Genomic DNA, 607 nt, shown 5'->3' with positions numbered 1-607 from the left:
TCAAACAGCTGTTCAAGGGCAATTCTTTGCTCTAAAAATTGTTTTTTCACATAAGCGGCAGCGGTTGATGTTTGATTGAGCCAGCGACCAATGCCTGTCACGTCAAATTGATATTGATTGCTTTGCAGCCGGCTAATTTCTGCGGAGGTTGCCTTAAGCTCATTTTTCAGGTCTTCAATACTGCCTTTGGCTGCACTGGTATCCACTGAACCGCCGCCTTGTTGTATGGCTACAAAAGCATCGTGCGCAGCGCTGCTCATACCCATAAGTTCTGCGGTTATGGCGTTATAGTGACCGGCCAAAACAGCGGCAATAGACTGGGCGTTTTCAAAAGATTGCTCTTGCTTATCCCCGGCTTCCTCTGCAGCGTCGCCTGTTTCTTTTATGCTGTCCTTGGTATTTTCCGCCTCGGCCTTTAGCTCAGCCAGCTTCCTGCGACTGGCTTCGGTCGCCTCGTAATACTCCTCTGCAGACAAAGTGCCCTGAGAGAAAGCTTCAGCCAAGGCTACCCCAAGGCTGGCCAGCTCCGTTCGGGTTTCGGCTGCGTTGACCTGACTGATAGCATCCGCTGCATTCTCAAAATGACTTTTAACGGCTTTGGCTGTTT

The 607-nt window shown here is 50.1% G+C and carries 1 protein-coding gene; it reads right to left on the bottom strand.

Annotated elements, in window-relative coordinates; genetic code table 11:
- Positions 1 to 503 (bottom strand): hypothetical protein (locus J7438_RS26930; RefSeq protein WP_209279088.1); only part of this gene is annotated, 503 nt, incomplete at its 3' end.
- Positions 504 to 607: the final 104 nt, after the last annotated feature.

This window comes from Thalassotalea sp. G20_0 (assembly GCF_017744175.1).
GTDB lineage: Bacteria > Pseudomonadota > Gammaproteobacteria > Pseudomonadales > Endozoicomonadaceae > Endozoicomonas.
The sequence above is the reverse complement of the archived record's forward strand: the minus strand, read 5'-3'. Positions and strand labels throughout refer to the sequence as shown.